This is a genomic window from Microcoleus sp. FACHB-SPT15, assembly GCF_014849525.1.
Classification (GTDB): domain Bacteria; phylum Cyanobacteriota; class Cyanobacteriia; order Cyanobacteriales; family Coleofasciculaceae; genus Symplocastrum; species Symplocastrum torsivum.
On the sequence record NZ_JACJNU010000016.1, the window covers coordinates 29901 to 49377 of the forward strand.

The window sequence follows — 19477 nt, forward strand, 5'->3', positions numbered from 1 at the left end:
GGAATTGGGGGATATTATTATTGGTTACTGGGTAGACACCATGAGTTGTTGCTCACGAACCTTTGGATGAAAATCTTTATTCCTTCTGCCCTCTGCCCTCTACCTTCTGCCTTATTTTCAGATTAGGATGAAGGGCGCGGGCATTTTCAGACAAAATTGCTGCGGCGACTGACTCGGCTTCTTTGGCAGTGAGGTCTGAATTTTTAATCGCCTCATCTAACACCTGTCCCAGCACTTCACGCCCCCATTTTGCCCCTAAATAATACAATTCTGGAATATTGTGAGCATCGGAGGAGTACATCAGTTTACTCGTTGGAGCAAGTTCTAACAACTGTTGCATCACTGAACGCATTCCAGCAACACTCAAAAACGGCACAGCTAACCCACAGTCGAGATACACCTGAGGATACACAGACGCTAGATAGCCAGCTTCTTGAGCATAGGGATAGGAGGCGTGTAATAGTACAATTGGTGCATTACGAAAGCGTTTGTCCTCTAAAAGCGATCGCATATATAAAGGATTACCCAGCCGTAAGTCGAGGTCAGGGTCACCAAACCCCGTATGAAACTGTACGGGTAATCGGTATTTCGCAGCAATTTCTAAGGCTTGCGTAATTAAAAAATCAATCAAAGGCTTATCAGCAAGCCGCAGTGGTTTATCTTGAGCCTCTTGCTTGAGTGTATAGAAACTACGTTCCGCTGCTTCCTGTGGTGTCAGTTGAATGTTTAAACCAGTACGGTAAGCAACAATACTTTTGAAAGCAACGACTCCTTTTGGTGGTGGGTCAATCTCACTCCGGAAACGTTCCAGGAAACAACCAAAGTCCTCCACCTCATTCATCAAGTTCTGCGCCAAATATTCCAAGCGTAGGATGCGCTGTACAGGAACAAATTGCTGATGCCATTCCACAGGCAGAATCTCATCGGCGAGAAAGCCATCATCAAGAAAAATTGCCTCAAGTTTGGACGCACTAAAACATCGCTGCGTAAGCTTTTCAATGCCGAGTTGCGTGCGACGTTGGAGAATTACCTCTTCCTCTGGTTCACACTCCAACAACTGAGCAATCTCCCGCAAACTCCGGCGGTAGAACAAGCTGTGACGTGCATGATTATTAACAATCTCTGCGTCATAGCCTTCACTAAAGGAAGCTGGATAGGGATAATCCGCTGCTGCTGAGGGAGTCAGCAGGTTGTGAGCGTGTTGATCAATCGCCGCAATATCCCAGAGGTTGATCATCTCGCATCTGGCTTGTTCGCTAAGTTAACATTCTATCGTTGAGGCGGAAAGAACAGAATCGGGTGCCAGCTACGGCGCATCAATTCGCCAGCAAAGCTACGCACAGGGAACTCAATCAGTTTCCCTAGATTATCAGATGCCATCGCGATCGCACTGATGTCAAACTCTAAAGCTGCGTCCAAAATCTCTTCATAAGGATTTCCCAGGCGCACCGCTGTGTTGACTTGCAATCCCAGTTGTTCCAACTCTGCTTTAACTGGTTCTAGCTGCTCTTGCGCCTCTCCTAGCTGATAATCTTTGGGAACTCCGCGACGTCCTCCTTCATCAACCACCCACATGAGCAAACACTGTTCGAGTGAGCTATCTGGTCGATTTTGGGCGTAGTCTTTAATCTTTTGCACGAGATATTTGGAGGCGTTGCTTCCGTTATAGGGAATGAGCAAATACCGGAATAAATGCTGACACCGCAAATCTAACTCTTCGCAAGTGTAAGTAGAAATGAGTTGGGGTCGTAGGATGAGAACAGGTGTTGTACAAGCTCTCACCAAGCCTGCTGTCGTGCTACCAAATAGCTTTTCTTGCAATAAACTTCTAAGCGGCATTCCTGTAATGACAACATCTACCTGATGAGTTCTTGCCGCTTTTGGAATCGTGTCTATTGGGCGACCTGATGGCACCTCGATCTTAATGTCCACTCCATCAGGTACACTTTTGAGACTTTGTTGGAAGCGATCGCGTGCCTTCTCAATCGCTTCATCGTCTATGCGTGGGATACCCCCTTCTTCCCACAAAGGAACGCTATGCAAGAAGATAATCTTCTTCATGCCACTAGCTGCTAAGGCGGGTACAAAGTCTACAAGCCGATACAAACCATCAGAGAAATCGGTGCAGATTAGGCAACAATGAAACATATACACAGAAGATGGCTTTTTTATAACCGTACCATCTTTAATCGCCCTCTTGCTTCTCTCAAAGGGTTTAGTGTATTGCTTCCTGAAAGTTTTCGTGGTGATAAATACCGTTTTTAGTAATGCTTGACTTAACTTGAAGAGGTTTGTGAGCCAAGGTTTTATTTGACTGCGTCTAAGTGTAAAAGTCAGACGCTCCTTCGTTGAACACTCAGCGCTTTGGTTGGAGTGCCTGTCTCGCAAATGGCACTGTTTACCAAAGAATTCTGAGAATAGACTGAGTTGAATTCCAAGTAGGTTGGCGCATTTGGTAGAGTTGACGCCCCGGCATCCCCAGCTCCTTTCCAGGCGTGGAACCGAGCAAGAGACGGAGGTCGCCCACTACAAATAGGGCTACTACGACTCAAACTGTGGATTTGAGCCTAGTCCCCACTCGTGCTTGAGGAACTCTTTGTACATGGTTTCGCGCATCATCATTTGCTCATAGAGCTTGATTAGAAATTCCTGAGCTTGCTCACGGCTCATTTTCTGAACTTGAGTTTCAAACGAGCGGATGCTGAATTTTTGTTCCAGAGATAGTTCGATAGGGCTTGACATTGTTCACTCCTAAAATAACTAGATGGAGATAATGTGTTTTTGAGTCACAGCCGCCCTGATGTAACTGAGGGCGAGGTATCTGTGAGTTGTTACGCTTTGTATTAATAATCGTAACAACCATTTGACAAAATGCACGTACCTCTAAATGGGTATGTTCATTTAATCAAAAGAAGGAAAATCAATTCCGGAAACTTTCCTCCTCAGATTGAGGCAGTTTTATCAAGTCCTCACAGGACAAACTGCTCAGGATGAACAAATTTTTTAAGTATATATACTTAAAGAAAACTCAAGGCATCTTCAGATGCCTTGAGTTTAGGGTTTGTTTGTATCCTTTCCTGTTCCTTGCAGCACCTACCTGTCACGTTGAAAGGTTTTAAGTATTAGGCGGTAGGTTTACTACCACCAAGACACAGGGCTTACGCCATATCGAACAGTAGAATTTCTGCATCAGTTGTCGCTTCAATCACAAGATTCGTTTCGTCACTAATCGCTACGCCATCGCCCTTGTCGAGAGGTAAACCATTGAGAGTAACCGCACCACGAGCAACCTGAATCCAGGCATGACGCTGAGGTTGTAGAGTATGGGAAATGCGATCGCCTGGTTCCAGAACCGCCGCATACAAATCCACATCCTGATGGACAGTCAGCGCACCCTCCCTTGCATCGGGTGCCGCAACTAACCGTAGTTTACCTGGACTGTTTGCCAACTCAAAATTGCGCTGCTCGTAGCTTGGGCGAATACCTTCTGTTTTTGGCAATAGCCAGATTTGCAAGAAGTGTACAGATTCAGTTTCCGAGTGATTAAACTCACTATGTCGAATTCCTGTTCCAGCACTCATGCGCTGTACATCACCAGGCTGAATTACTGAGCCGGTACCGAGGCTGTCCTTGTGTTCTAGCGACCCTTCTAGTACATAAGTAATGATTTCCATGTCACGATGTCCATGGGTACCAAAACCAGCACCACCAATAACACGGTCTTCATTAATCACTCGCAAAGCGCGAAATTCCATGTGCTTGGGGTCGTAATAATTGGCGAAAGAAAATGTGTGGTAACTATCTAGCCAACCATGATTAGCGTGTCCGCGATCTTCTGCCTTTCTAATTGTCAGCATTGTTGCCTCCTGTTTGATGTAATTCTTTTTTAGACAGACTCTTTGCGAGTGAGTGTTTTGTCAGTTCTTGCACAGCTAATGTCTTACCTAAAGTTTGCTGTGGCTACCGTCGCAATAGGGAGGAGTGGCAGTGTATTTGCAGTCGCTTAGACCAACCTTTTGTGTGTTTTTTGTATATTTAAACTTTAACGTTAGTAAAGCTATTATGGAAAGTATGCACTTTAAAGTAAGGTAGTACCCAAAAAGATACTATGGAAGCCAAAGTCGTAGATACCCAAAGAGCAAGTTGCCCAGTTGAGAGAACCTTGGAGGTAATTGGCGGTCGTTGGAAAGTCTTGATTCTTCGGGAGCTATTTCCAGGTCTGAAGCGTTTTGGTCAGCTACACCGAGCTTTGAATGGCATTACCCAAAAGATGCTTACTCAACAGTTACGGGAGATGGAGGAAGACGGCATCATTCATCGGGAGGTTTATTTGCAGGTTCCCCCAAAAGTAGAATACTCTTTAACACCTTTAGGAGAGAGTCTTAAGCCAATTATTGATTCAATGCACGAATGGGCAGTCAGGCATCTTGATGAGCAAAATCAAGATTGAGTTTTCTTGAATCGTCTTTATAAGTTAGGAAAGTAAAAGGAGAGCGAGCGCAAGGACATCTATAGTAAGATAATCTTGAGTCTGATTGATAGTTATCACTACAGGCACTGAACAATCGCTTAAATTTGCTGATTGAAACCGCATTCTCACCAATAGGGAGAACCTACTGGCGTTTATTAGGACTTCGGTGTCGTAAAGGAAAATTAGTTTAAGTGCTAAGAAGTCTCGTTTAGAGATTTGAAGTTATGCAAAGCTGAATGAGCAGGCTTGTAGCAATAGCTTGCTTGCGAAATATCGGCTACGTAAACCAGAAAAAATGTTAAACTTGATTTCCTCAGCTCAAGAAATTTCCGGGTCAAGGCTAATCACGATTCTTAATGGTAAGACAACTGTGTCAAGAAATCAGACAGCAACGATTGCTGATAAGAAAGGAACATTTTAAATGTCATCGTCTCCCAAGATAGTTGTTGTGGCTAATGGAAAAGGTGGGGTTGGGAAGACCACAACAGTTATGGCTTTATCGGGTATCTTTGCAGAGAAATACAAAGTCTTAGCTGTAGATACGGATACTCAAGGAAGTTTTTCTTGGTGGGCAAAGCGTGGGGAAAAACAGATAGATTTTGATCTTATTCAAGAGACAGATCCAACTCTCTTGAGTCGTTTACCCAAGAAGATTAAAGGGTACGAGCTGGCTGTGGTGGATACAGCACCAGCACTGAACTCAGAAGCATTAGCAGCAGTGATTGCGATCGCAGATTACCTAGTTTTGCCCACGCCACCTGCACCAATGGATTTAGCCGTCCTAATTGAGACAGTACAAAAAGCGATCGTTCCTGTAGGGACAAATCATCGAGTGCTGCTAACACGGGTAGATTCTCGCCGTACCAGAGAAGCACTAGAGGCTCAAAACACCCTTAGGGAAATAGGAATTCCTGCATTCCAAACTTTTATAAGGACTTACAAAGCACACGAACGAGCTGCACTGGAGGGTATACCAATCAGTCAGTTGCGAGGTGAGAATGCTCACGAAGCGAAAGCAGATTACCGACGTGTTGCTGATGAATTACAGCGTGACTGGGAGAGCAACTATGGCTAAAAAAAGTTTAACGGACTTGCTGCACGAAGAGGTAAAAAAATCTTCTAAACAAGAAAGTAAAACCGTTCAAGAAAACACCGATGATGAACTTCAAGAGCAGAATGCCCAATTAGGAGAGGAATCACCCATGAATACCCCAAATAACCCTAGTGCTAGACGCGCAACTCCGACAAAAGCTGACTTAGAATCAACAATAACTGAGTTAAAAACGGCTTTAAAAGAAGCACAACATCAAGAAGAAAAATTTGTTGATTTAAAAAATGCTTTAGAGGAAGCCTATAAAAAAGAAGGCGCTCTAGAACAACAAATTACTGATTTGCAATCTGATTTACAACATCAGAAAAGATTAGTCCATAAGCTCGAAAAAGAGCTAGAGAAACTAGAGCCGCTTAAGAAAGAATTTGAGCAAGCTAAAAAAGCAGCTCTCCAACTGGCAGAAGCTAATGACAAGCTGACCCAGGAAATCAATAGTCTAAAAAAAGGAAACGAACCCATTAAGGAGCAGAAATCTACTGCACTTAAGGAACAGAAAGTTTCTGTCATTAAGGAACAGGAACACGCTCCAAGATATCAGCAACCTCTAAGACCTGTTCAAAAAGAAGCCGATAAGCCTGCTGATTTTGCAACGAAAAGCTGGCTGTTGTAATTTACGGTTGAATAGTATCCAGATATAAAGCGATCGCATAACTCAATGAAAGAGCGATCGCTTATTCAATGCCTGTGTGTTGCTTAAAATTGGGGATTGGGGATTGGGTGCCAAAATTGGCACATTATATATACTCAATGCTAATGCCCAATCTCAATAACACATATGACTGAACTAACTGGCTTAGGCTACCGGATAGAACGCGATTCAATGGGAGAACTACAAATCCCAAATGACGCTTACTACGGGATTCAAACACTGCGGGCAATCGAAAATTTTCCAATCAGTGGCATCAAGCCAATACCCACTTATGTAGATGCCTGTGTACTGATTAAAAAAGCCACTGCGATCGCAAATGGTCAACTCGGCTGTATTCCCCAAGACATTAGCCGTGCTATTGTCCAAGCGGCTGATGAAGTCCTCAATGGCAAGTTTCGTGATCAGTTTGTCGTCGATGTTTATCAAGCTGGGGCGGGTACTTCGCACCACATGAATGTCAATGAAGTCCTCAGCAATCGGGCACTGGAAATCTTGGGGGATGAGAAGGGAAACTACAAGCGCATCAGCCCCAACGATCACGTAAATTATGGGCAGTCCACTAATGATGTGATTCCAACGGCGATTCGGATCGGTGCATTACTCGCCCTAGAACATACCCTTTATCCAGCTTTATCCAGTGCGATTGCTGCTTTGGATAATAAGGCTTCGGAATTTCAAGATGTGGTGCGATCGGGTAGAACCCATCTTCAAGATGCTGTACCTGTGCGCTTGGGGGAAAACTTTCGGGCTTGGGCGCAAATCCTCTCAGATCACATCAATCGGATTGAAAGAGCCTCTGAGGACTTGATGGTGCTGGGTTTGGGTGGCAGTGCGGCGGGTACAGGGCTAAACACACATCCTCAATATAGTTCGCTGGTTGCCCAAATTCTTGCTGAACTGATTGGTCAACCCCTGAAACCTGCACCGCACTTGATGGCAGCAATGCAGAGTATGGCACCCTTTGTCAGTGTTTCCGGTAGCTTACGGAACTTGGCGCAAGATTGCGTGAAGATTTCCCATGACTTACGGCTGATGGATTCGGGACCAAAAACAGGCTTCAAGGAAATTCAGCTACCACCAGTACAGCCCGGTTCATCAATTATGCCCGGTAAATATAATCCGGTAATGGCAGAAATGACTTCAATGGTGTGCTTCCAGGTGATGGGCTACGACAGTGCGATCGCACTTGCTGCTCAAGCCGGACAGTTGGAACTTAATGTTATGATGCCTCTGATTGCCTATAATCTGATTCACAGTATTGAAATTTTAGGTAACACACTCACAGCCTTGACGAATCGCTGTATTGAGGGAATCAGTGCCAATAGCGATCGCTGTTTAAGCTATGCAGAAGGTAGCCTTGCTCTCGTCACCGCCCTCAATCCCCACATCGGCTATCTCAATGCAGCGGCTGTTGCTAAAGAATCTCTCCTAACTGGAAAATCCTTGCGACAGATTGTTCTAGAGCGAGAACTTATGAGTCCAGAGGACTTAGCACAAGTGTTAGACCTAGAGCAAATGAGTGCCTTACCACAATCTAGTCACTCAAATTCCTAAGCGGTTGACTATTGCCTGTTGACGGTTAGCTGTTGAGTAAGGAAAGGGTTGTCTCCAACTTCTTACTTCCCTTTATTCGTCAAGCTTTCGAGGCAGGCATTCAGTAAATCGCAGTTGAGCGAGTTGTACTTCGTCTGCCCATCTTTGCGCTGCCTGATTAACCCTGCCTCAGCGAGTGCCTTTGAATGATGGCAAAACAGAGCCAAGCTAATCTCTAACTTATTAGCAATGTCTGTACCACTCATCTCCTCTTCTTGTGCAAGCAACTCTACAATCCGTAGGCGTGTTGGGTCAGACAACGCGGCAAAAATTTTCGCCCGGATCAGGCTGTCGTCTTGAGGGGCAACAGGCAGAGGCATCGCTCTTGTATTATCACTTTTCTCAGTCATGGTCAGAGATTGCGTATTTGGAATTGTTAAGTTAAGTACTTAAATAAGTATTTGATAAAGTTGTAAGTATAACACTATTAATGAATTGTTCCTCTATTGTCTCATAAACTTCGACCTCCTGCTGAAATGGTTAAATGACTACTTGACTTTATCCTAAAAATTCTTTATCTTTTACTTAAGTGGTTGTTTAACCACTTAATCAACCGAGGACTGATGGTGTTCAAAGTCAGAGTTTAGCAACCCTATCGACTTTGGCACTACCAGCGATACATGAAGCTCGGTATACAGGAGCGTTTTAACGATGTCAGACAATACCAAATCGATCAAACTGACTACTGATAACTTCCAAAGCGAGGTACTGCAAAGCGCACAGCCAGTTCTTGTAGATTTCTGGGCACCTTGGTGTGGCCCCTGTCGGATGGTTGGGCCAATGATTGAAGAACTTGCCGCTGATTTTGCCGGACGTGCCAAGGTTGGCAAGTTGAATATTGACGAGAATGACGCTCTGGCGACAAACTACGGCATCCAAGCCGTTCCGACACTGCTGTTTTTCAAGGATGGGCGAGTAGTGGATCAGGTTGTGGGTGTAGCGCCATTCGCTGTGTTGGTTGACAAGCTGAATGCGTTGCAGGAGCAGTATCTGTCAACTTCTCAGGAAGCAGCTTAGCTTTCGACTTAGCAGCCTTGCTAGGAAGCCGTTGTCGCTAATCACGTAACCGATTAACTCCAGAGAGGGAGAGTATTAACCAATATGGATAGGCTTTTCTCTCCCTCTATTGGATTCACTTCAAGATTAAACGATATGGAGATTCAACCCATGAGTAACGAAGTTAATTTGCTATCGCCTGTTAAAGTTGGTCCCTATGAGCTTCGCAATCGCCTTGTGATGGCACCCTTAACTCGTAATCGTGCGGGAGCAGGAAATGTCCCAGGAGCGTTGAATGCTAATTATTACGCTCAACGCGCATCGGCTGGATTGATTATCACCGAAGCCTCTCAAGTTTCACCGCAGGGTTTGGGCTATCCTAGCACTCCAGGAATTTACTCACAAGAACAAGTGGAAGGCTGGCGATTAGTGACTAACGCCGTGCATGAGCGTGGAGGACGAATTTTCCTGCAACTATGGCACGTTGGGCGGATTTCGCACCCTTCACTGCAACCGGATGGTGCGCTACCCGTTGCACCAAGTGCGATCGCACCTGAAGGTGAAGCATCAACGTATGAAGGGCAACAACCTTTTGTAACTCCCCGTGCGTTGCAGATAGATGAGATTCCGGAAATTGTTGAACAATACCGTCAAGGAGCAGAAAACGCTCTAGCCGCTGGGTTTGACGGCGTAGAGATTCATAGTGCCAACGGTTATTTATTGGATCAGTTTCTCCAAGATGGATCGAATCAGCGCACCGATCAATATGGTGGTTCCATTGAAAATCGCGCTCGACTCCTGTTGGAAGTCACTGAAGCCATGACAAGCGTTTGGGGAGCGGAACGTGTGGGAGTGCGCCTCTCGCCCACGGGTACATTTAATAGTATGTATGACTCGAATCCAGCCGCATTATTCAGCTATGTAGCATCTGCCCTTAATCGCTTTGGTCTAGCTTATCTTCATCTCGTAGAACCAAGAGCCGATGCAGATGCTCTCAAGCGCTGGGCTAAAGATATTGGCAACCTCAATGACAAAGAAGTCGGTTTAGCAGCGCGGTACTTCCGTCCAATCTTTACAGGAACTATCATCTCTGCTGGTGGCTATGATCGTGAACAAGGAAATGCAGTTCTAGCGGCTGGGGATGCAGATTTAGTGGCTTATGGCAGACTGTTCATCGCCAATCCTGACTTGCCAGAACGCTTTGCGCTCAATGCTCCATTGAACACCCCAGATCGCTCAACCTTCTACGGTGGGGATGAGCGGGGTTACATTGATTACCCATCACTTGAACTTCAGAGCGCTTAAGCTGATTTCCACTAAAGAACTTACCCATCAGGCGGGGCGAATGAGGATGTCCCATTTAGGCAACAACAGTATTTCAATGCTATTTCCGCCTGAAAGTTGCGTCGTTGTGCGCCACGCATTTTGGAGGCAGCTAACCGCAGAACCTCTATTTGAGATGGACTAAGGCGATTCTCCTGCATCGATAGCTCCAAAGACTTGCTCCTTAACTCGTCATTGTATAGGAGCATCTTTGCTTATCTGGTAATTTGTTTTTCAGAAATTACCGAAATATCAGAAGCGGGTAACGCCAGGATGGAGATGCCTGCGTCATGGACTGAATTTACTCCCTTTCCACTGTAAGATTCTATTGCCAGTCTTCTCCACTCCCCTGAACAAGAGGTAATAGTGTGATCGAATACATTACTTTGCCAAATAATACCCTTCCTCCTGCTGGCCCTTTTCCCCATGCGGTGAGAGCGGGTGATTTTTTGTTTGTCACGGGGCAATTGTCAGAAGATCCCGAATCGGGTGAAATAGTAGCGGGTCTAATAGACCAACAAGTGAGGCGGGTGATGGACAACTTGAAGTTAGTATTGGAACACGCTGGAGCTACGTTGAATCAGGTAGTTATGGCACGGATTTTTATTACTGACTTGCGCTATATAGAGACAGTTAATGAAATTTATCCAACTTACTTTGAAGCAGGTCACTTGCCCAGTCGGACAACAATTGGCGTTGTCGGTCTTGCTGGTTTGGGTGATGTGGAAATTGACTTAATTGTTTACTGTGGTTCGTGAAAACCAGATACAAAAAATCATACTAAAAGGCGATCGCGTAACTTCCCCTTCGGTAGTTTCGCAAAAATCCGATACTTAAGCTTAAATGGCGTAAAGAGATTAGTGTAGGTTAGTAGCATCTCCGCTTTGCCTACAAGAAGAAAACCAGTGTCATTGAGGGCAAAGTAGAAGCGGGCAAGGACTTGTGCCTGTGTTTCTGCATTCAAATACATTAGAGTATTGCGGCAGATCAGCAAATCTAAACGACTAATCGGAGGGTCTTGAACCAAATTGTGGCGACCAAAAATCACACCGCGCCGCAAGTCACTACGGAAGGTACAAACAGTTTTCGATTGGTCGAAGTACTTATTGATCAGTTCGTCGGGAACATCTCGCAATTCTCGACTACTATAGGCAGCAAGACGACCATGGGCAACCGATTCTTCATCTAAATCGGTCGCGTAGATTTTCACCCGTCTTCGGAATTCCTCTTCTCCTAACGCTTCGGCAAGGATAATTGCGATCGTGTAGGCTTCTTCACCAGTCGCGCAGCCAGCACTCCAGACTCGGATTAGTTCATTGTTTGGCTTAGCTTCAAGAATCCGTGGGACTATCTCTTTGGCTATGCATTCCCAAGCCGATGGATCTCGAAAGAAAGTCGTGACATTGAGTAACAGTGCATCAAACAGGTGATTGACTTCAAGGCTATTGGCTTCTAAATAGTCTTGGTAATTATTAAAGGAGTCAATCCCGACTCGCTGCATCCGCTTTTTCGTCAAGCGCATCAGGCTAGGGCGTTTATAACCTGTAAAATCAAACCTGCGAGAATGCTTAAGATAGTTGAGTAACGCCTCAAATGCTAAATCTTGCTCATCACTCACAACACTCTCCTGAAATCTTCCCCTGCACGACTCAATTGGCAACCCAGGTAATTAATTAAACAATTAAAAGTTTTCTCCCCTGCCTCACCTGCTATTTTCAGATTAGGATAACGTTAATTCAACTTAGACTTAACACAATACCGACAAGCAACAGTTCGCTGACGCTTAGGCAGAAGCTCAAAAAAAGGTTTCTAAGTTACTAACAGCATCTACTACACTCTCAAAAGAATCTGAGGCGTTCTACCTATGACCAATAAGATTTTTGACGAACAGATTACTCTGTCCTTGCGGCGCCTTGAAAAACTGTGGCAACGGGCAGATAATTTGCCAAAATCCTCCCCACAGGGATTGCGACAAACAGATGACCTGCCAACTCAGCCACAAGAACTACTTTGGGAGAGTTTAGAAGAACTTACTTCTTCTCTAGAAGAGTTGCGAGTTGTTGTTGAGGAACTTCAGCAACAAAATGATGAATTAGCTCAAATTAACAGGGAAATAGAAGCTGAACGTCAGCGCTATCAACAACTATTTGAACTGGTTCCAGATGGCTATCTAATAACGACCAAAGAAGGGGTAATTCTTGAAGCCAATCAAGCTGCTGTTGAGTTGCTCAAGGTTCCTTCTGTTAGTCTTGCTGGCAAACCCCTTGCTATTTTTGTGGCGGCAGAAGAACGTCATAACTTCTACTCGCAGTTAAATCAGCTTTCTAGAGGCAAGTCAATCAAAAATTGGCTTGTTCCCATTCAGCATAGGCAGCAAGCTGACTTTATCGCCTCATTCACAGTTACACCTGTACAGGATTTGCAAAATCAAGTAGTAAGCTTGTGCTGGCGGATGCAAGACTTTACGGATGAAAACCGAGGAGCAACAACGGTTTGTGTTCCGTCTTCGCTTGAGTCAAGGGGAAGAAGCGACATCACCTCTTCTGCTGTGTCACTGAGTGAATCCTTGGATGTCACAGAGTACAAACACTCAGCCGTGACAACGACTGAAGCACAAGCAAAAGACGAGGAATTTAGTAAGCTTAAATCTCAATTGTTTTATGTCACAACCCATGAACTACGCAACCCACTCAATACTATTTTCGCTTGTGCTGACTTAATCGAAAATAATACTCGCCAAGGAACTGAGGAGAAAAAACAGACTTATCTCCAGCATATAAAAGTAAACGTCAGACGGATAAATCAACTATTGGATGACCTCCTTTTGATGGGGAAAATAGAAGCTGGAACAATAGGTGTGAATCCATCTTTAGTTGATTTAAATGAATTTTGCCGTAGGTTGATTGCTGAGCTACAAGAGGATGAGGGAAAAGAACACAAAGTTACTTTGATTAATGACTATCAAGCCTCAGGTATCTGGGATGAAAAACTGCTACGGCGCATTCTCAAAAATTTACTACTCAATGCGATTAAGTATTCACCTAAAGGTAGTGAGATAAGGCTAAGCATAACTTGTGAAAAAGGACAAGTAGTTTTTCACATTCAAGATTCAGGAATTGGCATTCCTCAACAAGACCAAAAGTTTTTGTTTCAGGCGTTATACCGGGGTAGTAATGTAGGCAAAGTTCCAGGAAGCGGTTTGGGATTGTTGATTGCCAAAGAGTGTGCGATCGCGCAGGGAGGAGAAATCGCTGTAGAGAGTGAAGAGAACCTTGGCACAACGTTTATAGTTACTTTGCCACTGAATCACCGACCAGGGAAGAGTAAGAAGGTGAACTTACTCCCTTCCCGGCAGAAGAATACCAATAACGACGGGGGACTGGGGACTGGTGATTGGGGAAGGGGACAGGATTTGCAATAGGTAATCTTACAGCGGGAAGGGAGTAGATGTTGAACAACGCAATTGAATCAATAACCTAACCTGCCACCTTTTTGCTCAAGACAAACTTCTACAAGAACGGTGCAGGCTTAAAATCTCATTGCACTGGCTCAATCACCATCCTAAAAAAGAACGAGAGGGCAACCAAGCAAAATGGACGTTTCCATCATTGGCGCTAGTGGAGGCTGTGGGCGTGAAATCGTTGCCCAGTTACTGGACTTTCGAGTGCTTTCTCCCACTGAACGACTACAGTTAGTTGGGAGAGCAGAAGGAAAAAGTTCTCAAATTCTGTATGGACTGCGTAGTGACTTAACTGACGCCTACGCTGAGATTGCACCGGAACTGGATGTCGCTTTGCACCCAGAAGAGGTTGTGGGTGATGTGATTGTGATGAGTGCTGGTGTCACGATGACAAGCAGTAAAGCAAGTTCACGAGACGACTTAGCACAAAGCAACTTACCTCTATTTCATAGCTACGCCAAGGCAATTAAGCAATATGGTCATGGTCATGAAATTATCTTGGTTGTAACGAATCCGGTAGAGTTAGCCGTGGAAGTTTTCAGTCACTACTTGGGACGACATCGTGTGATTGGCATTGGCGCATACTCGGATAGCTTGCGCTTTCGGCGGGAAATTGCGAATGATATCGGTGTACGACGGCAGTTGGTACAAGGGTTCGTTGTGGGAGAACACGGTGAAGGCTTGGTGCCACTCTGGAGTAGTGTGCAGATTCATGGCATGGATGAGGAGGAGTTGCAAGCTACCCTCAAACGTCTGCAAAGAGAACGTCAGATTTCTCAATTTGCTGATGAAGTGAGCAAGGAAAAGCAAATTCTCCTTGATTATCTCCACTCAGAACAGATCCGTGAAGCGTTTGAGTATGTTGACCGTTTGCCACCCGATTTGCGTGTAGTGCTTAAACCTTATGTCACACAGATGTCTGGCGCAAGAACCCTCGCTGCTACAGCTAACGCTACGGTGGACTTGGTGCGTAGCCTCCTAGATGGACGGGAAATTGTCGTGTCGGGACAGGTGCGCGTTGATGGCGAGTTTTACGATATCCATACTTCTATTGGAGTCCCAATTATCGTCACACCGATGGGGTGGACTCAGGTTGTGCCAATCGAGTTGTGGGAGGATGAAGCCTTACTGCTCAAACAAACAAGCGATCGCATAAAATCCAAAATTCAGGAGTGGAGTAAGAATGGCTGAAGAGCGCTGGGTATTTGTAATCAAAGCTCAAGATAAACCAGGCGCACTAACAGCAGCGGCGGGAGTATTCTCGAATCGGGGTGTCTCACTAGAGACAATTTTGGGGAGTGGGATAACGTTAGCAGGCACAGATGGAGGTCGGATTGTCCTGAGCTTTCGGGCAACCGAGTACAAGAAGGATATGCTGTTGCGGGTTTTGGGACGCTTGTCAGCCGTGCAGGAAGTGAACTGCTATGATTATTCATCTCCAGAACTCCGTGCGATCGCAGTAGTCCGAGTGTCAGGTACGGATACCGCTTGGGAAGCCTCTGATGTGCAAACAGAAATCGTCTCCCAGAGTGAGGATAGCCAGACGATGTTGCTTACTGGAGTTACACCAGCAGTAGAACAGGTAATTGAGACGCTACGCGAACACAATACCTTGCTGGATGTAGCAATGTCAGTGATGGCAGTTTAGTGTAGGGTAAGGAGTTTTGGTAAGGCTGTATCGTAATCAGTTTTAACGAGTAGAGCCAGCCATCTAACACAGCGCTGCACCATAACATAAAAGTTAGTCGGTTGAGTTCGAGCAGTTGTATACGTTTCGAGTCCTCTACAAACACTGATTTTTGCCCTTGAGCTTGATGTGGTCATAGCAAAAGCGAACCGATAAATGGAAATAAAGATTGATGATCTTTGTGGCTCTGAGATTGCTGAATTTCTTGAGGAGCATATAAGAGAAATGAAGTCTGTTTCGCCTCCAGAAAGTAAGCACGCCCTGGATTTAGAAGGGTTGAGAAAACCAGAAATTACATTTTGGACGGTTTGGGATGAGGGCTGCTTAATAGGTTGTGGAGCAATTAAAAAATTAGACGCAGACAATGCTGAAATTAAGTCGATGCGAACGTGTGTCTCATATCGAGGGAAAGGCGTTGCATCAATGCTACTTCAGCACATTTTGAAAGAAGCGAAGCGACAAGGTTATCAACGTATCAGTCTGGAAACTGGCTCAATGCCATTTTTTGCTCCGGCACGCAATTTATATGCGAAATACGGCTTTAAGCACTGCGCGCCTTTTTCTACATATAAGGAAGATCCAAACAGTGTTTTCATGACTAGGGATCTGTAAGTTACAGCCTAACACTGCACGATGAAGGATACAGGTGAGAGGCGTAGAGTTAAGTGACTAACGCTCTTTTGTCACTCCAGGAAAATAAAAATAGCAGGTCTATTCCTTTTACCTTTCACCCTTTCCCTTTTCCCTTTAGATGCAAAGGCAACTTACCGTGAGGCAAATCGACGTACAGCAAACAAGCTTCCCATTAAACCGACTGAACCACCAAGAGTGAGAAGCAGTAATGGCAGTAGGAGTAGTTGGATTGGGTTGGGTTGTACGCCTCCAGCGAGAAATTGGATGAAATCGGGGCTAGTGGCAAGCAACTTGGCAATAAACTGCAAGACACTGGTAATTAAAAACCAAGCGATCAGAGCGCCAACAACACCAAAGGTAATGCCTTGCAAAATAAACGGCAGATAAATCCAAGCTGTGGTTGCCCCAACGAGTTGCATAATCTCAATTTCGCGCCGCCGCGCCATCACAATTAGGCGTATCGTTGTTGTAATTACGCCAATCGCTGTCAGGCTCAAAAGGCTGGTAATTGTTAGACTCACCCAACCTAAACCCTGATTGAGTTCTTGCATTCGCTTCAGGGCCTCATCCATATACTGAACATCATCAATTCCTGGTATCTTGGCGAGTTGTTGGGCAAGAGTCGGGACATCCTTTTGGTTCCTTGCCTTCACCTTCAATTCATCCACCAGTGGATTACCTTCTAACTGTGCAGTTGCACCTGCAATATCAGATATTCCCAGTTCCTGAACTAAAGATGCCCAAGCTTGTTCTTTAGAAATTATTTTGACTTCAGTCACTTGGGGCAGTTCCTGCACTACGGGTATTACTTTTTCTAACCGTTCTCCAGGATCGAGATACACAGAAACCTCTACCTGACTGCCGAACTGATTCAGCAACCCCTCTAACCTCCAAGAAGCTTGCACACTCATCCCAAAGAGAAACAATAAAACCGTGACGGTACTCACTGCCGCCCAATTCATCCAACCCCCACGCTGCAAGCCGATGAGTGTCTCGCGCAAGAGATAATCGAGTTTAGTTAGAAATTGGAACATCCTCTACGTCTATGCCCAGAAGCGCGTCAATAATTGCTCATTCATAATCGCATCAAGCGCTCTCTTTTGGTGGGGAATCCCCCGAATTTCAAACGGATGGAACTGTTAAAGTAGTAATTAAGAACTCAATTGTCAAAAACCTAGCTTATTCACGAGTCTTCAGCCATGACTGCTCAAGTTGTTGTCGAAAAGAAAAAATTAGAAAACCCTCCTTTAGAGCTTCATTATCTAGGCGATCGCGTTTTGCGTCAGCCTGCCAAGCGCGTTGCCAAGGTTGACCAAAGCATCCGCCAGTTGGCACAAGAAATGCTACAAACCATGTATAGTGCTGATGGTATTGGTCTTGCTGCGCCACAGGTGGGTGTCAATAAGCAAGTCATCGTGATTGACTGTGAGCCTGACAAGCCAGAACAACACCCATTAGTCCTCATTAACCCAGTGATTAAGCGCTTTGGTCGCGCTCTATGTGATGCTCAGGAAGGTTGTCTGAGTATTCCAGGTGTCTACTTGGATGTCACCCGTCCAGATGAAGTTGAAGTGGCATATAAAGACGAGAATGGACGCCCTCAAACGCTGAAGGCAACAGGGCTATTATCCCGTGCCATTCAGCATGAGATGGATCACCTCAATGGGGTAATGTTCGTAGATCGTGTGCAAAATGGCTTAGTTTTGGCACAGGAACTGAAAAAGCACGGCTTCTCTGCACAAGCTGTTAAACCCTTTACTGAATAAGGCAACCAGGAACTATGATGACTCCGAAAAGCGGTCTGTTTTTGATGAGTTCCTGTGTAGCCGCGATCGCAGCCGTTGGTTCGATTTTTGAGCTGTCTTCGGGAAACCCGCAGTTGGGGACGCTAACGACTGGGATTATCCTAGCCGCTAGCATCCCTTTGACTGGATTAATGTTCTACGCGGCAGTCCGTGATGCTAGAGCCAATCAGTAGTTTGTATTTGGTTGGCGAGTTAACTGTTGTTGGTTGGAGAGTTAACAAATAACCCACAACTAAAACCAAATAACAGATAGCCAACAACCAATTATGACAGGTCAGGTTTATCGTGGATTTCTGCGACAGCTATCTACTGGTAATGTAGTAGGGTTGCTCCTGCCGCCCTATGCTCTATCCGATGAGCAAGAAATGGTGATTGGACGCGACCCTAGCTGTCAAATTATCTTAGAGCCACATCAGTACACGATCGTATCGCGGCGTCATGCTGTGATTCGCCCACTCCATTCTTTGAGAAATGGCTTGGCGCATTGGGAAATTTGCGACCTCAGTAGTGCGAATGGCACCTATATTAATGGGCAGTACTTAAAAGGTTGTCATAAATTACAACCGGGCGATCGCATTGAGTTAGGTCAGGGTGGCCCAGAATTTATCTTCGAGTGTCCACACTACAATCCTGTACCACTCACACCTCCACCAACCCCTTATAATCTCACGGCAGCGGGGAAAACACCTCTAATCTCGGCTGGTGCGGCTAGTTATCAAAAACCTGACTCTGTTACCTTTACCCAACTATTTCCTCTCGCTTCAACCGGACGTGACTTAACTCAGAAAGCGTTCTTGATACCAGGCATCCTCACGGTAGTGTTTGTTGTGTTGATGTTTGCTGCCGTTGGTCAATCGGCTGTCTTTAATCTGCTGCTGGCAACGTATCTGTCAGGAGCAGCTTTTTTCTTTGTCTACCAACTCTGCGGCAAGTCTAAACCGTTGTGGGTGTTGATCGCTTGTGCGTTGTGTACCAGTCTCATCCTCGTTGGTCCAATCCTGCCGCTATTTATCCTCATTTTCCGGGATATTTTGCCTGGAAAGCTGCCAAATGAAGGGGAAGTAGTTAGCGCAGCCTCGTTATTTGTTCGGATGTTTTTTGGGGCGGGGTTGATGGAAGAGTTGCTCAAGGCATTACCAGTGCTGGGGGCATATTTCCTGGGAATGCTTTTCTCTTCCCCTTGGCGAGAACGGATTGGTGTCTGGGAACCCTTGGATGGAATATTGTTAGGGGCAGCATCGGCTGTTGGCTTTACTCTGCTGGAAACGCTAGGGCAATACGTCCCGGAAATAATGAATAATGTCACCCTGCAAGCAGGTGAGGGGCAACTGTTGGGACTACAGTTGTTGATTCCTCGGATTCTTGGCTCAGTTGTAGGGCACATGGCATACAGTGGCTATTTGGGATATTTTATTGGGTTGAGCATCCTCAAGCCGAGTAAGCGTTGGCGAATTCTGAGTGTCGGCTATCTCTGTGCAGCAACACTTCATGCTTTATGGAATGCAACGGGATATGTTAGTCCTTTGCTCTTAGCTGTCGTTGGTGTTTTGTCCTATGCTTTCCTCGCCTCTGCAATCCTCAAGGCAAGGGCACTTTCCCCAACGAGATCGCAAAACTTTGCCACCCGCTTTTCTGGAAATTAGCGATCGCACAACCAGCCTTGTCTGTTCAGAGTAGGCTTAAATCGTATGAACAGTCTGGGAAGGAATCGTTGATACAATTGAGGCTCAATCAAATTTTTGCACAGTG

Annotated in this window: 22 protein-coding genes; 14 read left to right on the forward strand and 8 right to left on the reverse strand. The window is 45.4% G+C overall.

All coding sequences use genetic code 11. The annotated features are described in order from the left end of the window. Positions 1-76 precede the first annotated feature (76 nt). The 4 genes from H6F98_RS05690 to H6F98_RS05705 form a co-directional block, all read right to left on the reverse strand. A complete protein-coding gene (locus H6F98_RS05690) occupies positions 77-1237 on the reverse strand; it encodes an amidohydrolase family protein (protein ID WP_192217700.1) in 1161 nt (386 codons plus the stop codon). 32 nt (positions 1238-1269) lie between these two features. Beyond that, positions 1270-2148: a universal stress protein gene (locus tag H6F98_RS05695; protein WP_192217701.1), complete on the reverse strand. Its 879-nt coding sequence runs from the start codon at positions 2146-2148 to the stop codon at positions 1270-1272. Between the two features lie 393 nt (positions 2149-2541). After that, on the reverse strand, positions 2542-2742 hold the full coding sequence (locus H6F98_RS05700) for an NblA/ycf18 family protein (RefSeq protein ID WP_192217702.1): 201 nt from the start codon (positions 2740-2742) through the stop codon (positions 2542-2544). 416 nt (positions 2743-3158) lie between these two features. Then, positions 3159-3857 (reverse strand): pirin family protein, encoded by a 699-nt coding sequence (locus H6F98_RS05705; protein WP_192217703.1) that lies wholly within the window; start codon positions 3855-3857, stop codon positions 3159-3161. A 251-nt stretch (positions 3858-4108) separates the two neighbouring features. On the opposite strand from H6F98_RS05705, the gene H6F98_RS05710 reads away from it, so the two are divergent. The 4 genes from H6F98_RS05710 to H6F98_RS05725 all read left to right on the forward strand — a co-directional run bounded on the left by H6F98_RS05710 (position 4109) and on the right by H6F98_RS05725 (position 7785). Beyond that, on the forward strand, positions 4109-4450 hold the full coding sequence (locus H6F98_RS05710; protein WP_192217704.1) for a helix-turn-helix domain-containing protein: 342 nt from the start codon (positions 4109-4111) through the stop codon (positions 4448-4450). Positions 4451-4892: 442 nt separating this feature from the next. Next, a complete protein-coding gene (locus tag H6F98_RS05715) occupies positions 4893-5546 on the forward strand; it encodes a ParA family protein (RefSeq protein WP_192217705.1) in 654 nt (217 codons plus the stop codon). Then, complete coding sequence (locus tag H6F98_RS05720; protein WP_192217706.1) at positions 5539-6192, forward strand: hypothetical protein; 654 nt, start codon at positions 5539-5541, stop codon at positions 6190-6192. The genes H6F98_RS05715 and H6F98_RS05720 overlap by 8 nt, the downstream gene beginning before the upstream one ends. Positions 6193-6357: 165 nt before the next feature. Next, a complete protein-coding gene (locus H6F98_RS05725) occupies positions 6358-7785 on the forward strand; it encodes an aspartate ammonia-lyase (RefSeq protein WP_192217707.1) in 1428 nt (475 codons plus the stop codon). 62 nt (positions 7786-7847) lie between these two features. On the opposite strand, the gene H6F98_RS05730 is transcribed toward H6F98_RS05725, so the two are convergent. Beyond that, positions 7848-8174, reverse strand: coding sequence for a helix-turn-helix transcriptional regulator (locus tag H6F98_RS05730; RefSeq protein ID WP_192217708.1), 327 nt, complete (start codon positions 8172-8174; stop codon positions 7848-7850). A 301-nt stretch (positions 8175-8475) separates the two neighbouring features. Here H6F98_RS05730 and trxA point away from each other — a divergent pair, with 301 nt between their 5' ends. Together trxA and H6F98_RS05740 are read left to right on the forward strand one after the other, a co-directional pair. After that, positions 8476-8841 (forward strand): thioredoxin, encoded by a 366-nt coding sequence (gene trxA, locus H6F98_RS05735; protein WP_192217709.1) that lies wholly within the window; start codon positions 8476-8478, stop codon positions 8839-8841. Positions 8842-8991: 150 nt separating this feature from the next. Continuing rightward, the gene (locus H6F98_RS05740; RefSeq protein WP_192217710.1) at positions 8992-10125 is read left to right on the forward strand and encodes an alkene reductase; all 1134 of its coding nucleotides are present in this window, start codon (positions 8992-8994) and stop codon (positions 10123-10125) included. A 20-nt stretch (positions 10126-10145) separates the two neighbouring features. Here H6F98_RS05740 and H6F98_RS33075 read toward each other — a convergent pair whose 3' ends face one another. Continuing rightward, complete coding sequence (locus H6F98_RS33075) at positions 10146-10304, reverse strand: hypothetical protein (RefSeq protein ID WP_206759641.1); 159 nt, start codon at positions 10302-10304, stop codon at positions 10146-10148. Positions 10305-10511: 207 nt separating this feature from the next. On the opposite strand from H6F98_RS33075, the gene H6F98_RS05745 reads away from it, so the two are divergent. Further along, positions 10512-10901: a RidA family protein gene (locus H6F98_RS05745; RefSeq protein WP_192217711.1), complete on the forward strand. Its 390-nt coding sequence runs from the start codon at positions 10512-10514 to the stop codon at positions 10899-10901. 17 nt (positions 10902-10918) lie between these two features. Here the strand turns inward: H6F98_RS05745 and H6F98_RS05750 are convergent, their stop codons facing one another. Next, complete coding sequence (locus H6F98_RS05750) at positions 10919-11761, reverse strand: protein-glutamate O-methyltransferase CheR (protein ID WP_313929797.1); 843 nt, start codon at positions 11759-11761, stop codon at positions 10919-10921. 246 nt (positions 11762-12007) lie between these two features. Between H6F98_RS05750 and H6F98_RS05755 the strand changes: the two genes are divergently transcribed. The 4 genes from H6F98_RS05755 (at position 12008) to H6F98_RS05770 (ending at position 15902) form a co-directional block, all read left to right on the forward strand. Continuing rightward, a complete protein-coding gene (locus H6F98_RS05755; RefSeq protein WP_192217712.1) occupies positions 12008-13564 on the forward strand; it encodes a PAS domain-containing sensor histidine kinase in 1557 nt (518 codons plus the stop codon). A 171-nt stretch (positions 13565-13735) separates the two neighbouring features. Next, entirely contained in the window at positions 13736-14794 is a 1059-nt protein-coding gene (locus H6F98_RS05760) for a malate dehydrogenase (RefSeq protein ID WP_192217713.1), read from the forward strand. Then, entirely contained in the window at positions 14787-15251 is a 465-nt protein-coding gene (locus H6F98_RS05765; protein WP_192217714.1) for a hypothetical protein, read from the forward strand. The genes H6F98_RS05760 and H6F98_RS05765 overlap by 8 nt, the downstream gene beginning before the upstream one ends. 195 nt (positions 15252-15446) lie before the next feature. Further along, positions 15447-15902, forward strand: coding sequence for a GNAT family N-acetyltransferase (locus tag H6F98_RS05770; protein WP_192217715.1), 456 nt, complete (start codon positions 15447-15449; stop codon positions 15900-15902). A 152-nt stretch (positions 15903-16054) separates the two neighbouring features. Here H6F98_RS05770 and H6F98_RS05775 read toward each other — a convergent pair whose 3' ends face one another. Next, entirely contained in the window at positions 16055-16957 is a 903-nt protein-coding gene (locus tag H6F98_RS05775; protein WP_192217716.1) for an ABC transporter permease, read from the reverse strand. Between the two features lie 165 nt (positions 16958-17122). Between H6F98_RS05775 and def the strand changes: the two genes are divergently transcribed. The 3 genes from def to H6F98_RS05790 all read left to right on the forward strand — a co-directional run bounded on the left by def (position 17123) and on the right by H6F98_RS05790 (position 19371). Further along, complete coding sequence (def, locus tag H6F98_RS05780; RefSeq protein WP_192217717.1) at positions 17123-17689, forward strand: peptide deformylase; 567 nt, start codon at positions 17123-17125, stop codon at positions 17687-17689. Between the two features lie 14 nt (positions 17690-17703). Next, entirely contained in the window at positions 17704-17901 is a 198-nt protein-coding gene (locus H6F98_RS05785; RefSeq protein ID WP_199348312.1) for a hypothetical protein, read from the forward strand. Positions 17902-17994: 93 nt separating this feature from the next. Next, positions 17995-19371: a PrsW family glutamic-type intramembrane protease gene (locus H6F98_RS05790; protein ID WP_192217718.1), complete on the forward strand. Its 1377-nt coding sequence runs from the start codon at positions 17995-17997 to the stop codon at positions 19369-19371. The last annotated feature ends 106 nt before the right edge of the window (positions 19372-19477 follow it).

Bases quoted from the DNA above. Each gene is read 5' to 3' on its own strand.
- H6F98_RS05690 (WP_192217700.1), bottom strand. From the start codon at position 1,237: ATGATCAACCTCTGGGATATTGCGGCGATTGATCAACACGCTCACAAC.
- H6F98_RS05695 (WP_192217701.1), bottom strand. From the start codon at position 2,148: ATGTTTCATTGTTGCCTAATCTGCACCGATTTCTCTGATGGTTTGTAT.
- H6F98_RS05700 (WP_192217702.1), bottom strand. From the start codon at position 2,742: ATGTCAAGCCCTATCGAACTATCTCTGGAACAAAAATTCAGCATCCGC.
- H6F98_RS05705 (WP_192217703.1), bottom strand. From the start codon at position 3,857: ATGCTGACAATTAGAAAGGCAGAAGATCGCGGACACGCTAATCATGGT.
- H6F98_RS05710 (WP_192217704.1), top strand. From the start codon at position 4,109: ATGGAAGCCAAAGTCGTAGATACCCAAAGAGCAAGTTGCCCAGTTGAG.
- H6F98_RS05715 (WP_192217705.1), top strand. From the start codon at position 4,893: ATGTCATCGTCTCCCAAGATAGTTGTTGTGGCTAATGGAAAAGGTGGG.
- H6F98_RS05720 (WP_192217706.1), top strand. From the start codon at position 5,539: ATGGCTAAAAAAAGTTTAACGGACTTGCTGCACGAAGAGGTAAAAAAA.
- H6F98_RS05725 (WP_192217707.1), top strand. From the start codon at position 6,358: ATGACTGAACTAACTGGCTTAGGCTACCGGATAGAACGCGATTCAATG.
- H6F98_RS05730 (WP_192217708.1), bottom strand. From the start codon at position 8,174: ATGACTGAGAAAAGTGATAATACAAGAGCGATGCCTCTGCCTGTTGCC.
- trxA (WP_192217709.1), top strand. From the start codon at position 8,476: ATGTCAGACAATACCAAATCGATCAAACTGACTACTGATAACTTCCAA.
- H6F98_RS05740 (WP_192217710.1), top strand. From the start codon at position 8,992: ATGAGTAACGAAGTTAATTTGCTATCGCCTGTTAAAGTTGGTCCCTAT.
- H6F98_RS33075 (WP_206759641.1), bottom strand. From the start codon at position 10,304: ATGCAGGAGAATCGCCTTAGTCCATCTCAAATAGAGGTTCTGCGGTTA.
- H6F98_RS05755 (WP_192217712.1), top strand. From the start codon at position 12,008: ATGACCAATAAGATTTTTGACGAACAGATTACTCTGTCCTTGCGGCGC.
- H6F98_RS05760 (WP_192217713.1), top strand. From the start codon at position 13,736: ATGGACGTTTCCATCATTGGCGCTAGTGGAGGCTGTGGGCGTGAAATC.
- H6F98_RS05765 (WP_192217714.1), top strand. From the start codon at position 14,787: ATGGCTGAAGAGCGCTGGGTATTTGTAATCAAAGCTCAAGATAAACCA.
- H6F98_RS05770 (WP_192217715.1), top strand. From the start codon at position 15,447: ATGGAAATAAAGATTGATGATCTTTGTGGCTCTGAGATTGCTGAATTT.
- H6F98_RS05775 (WP_192217716.1), bottom strand. From the start codon at position 16,957: ATGTTCCAATTTCTAACTAAACTCGATTATCTCTTGCGCGAGACACTC.
- def (WP_192217717.1), top strand. From the start codon at position 17,123: ATGACTGCTCAAGTTGTTGTCGAAAAGAAAAAATTAGAAAACCCTCCT.
- H6F98_RS05785 (WP_199348312.1), top strand. From the start codon at position 17,704: ATGATGACTCCGAAAAGCGGTCTGTTTTTGATGAGTTCCTGTGTAGCC.
- H6F98_RS05790 (WP_192217718.1), top strand. From the start codon at position 17,995: ATGACAGGTCAGGTTTATCGTGGATTTCTGCGACAGCTATCTACTGGT.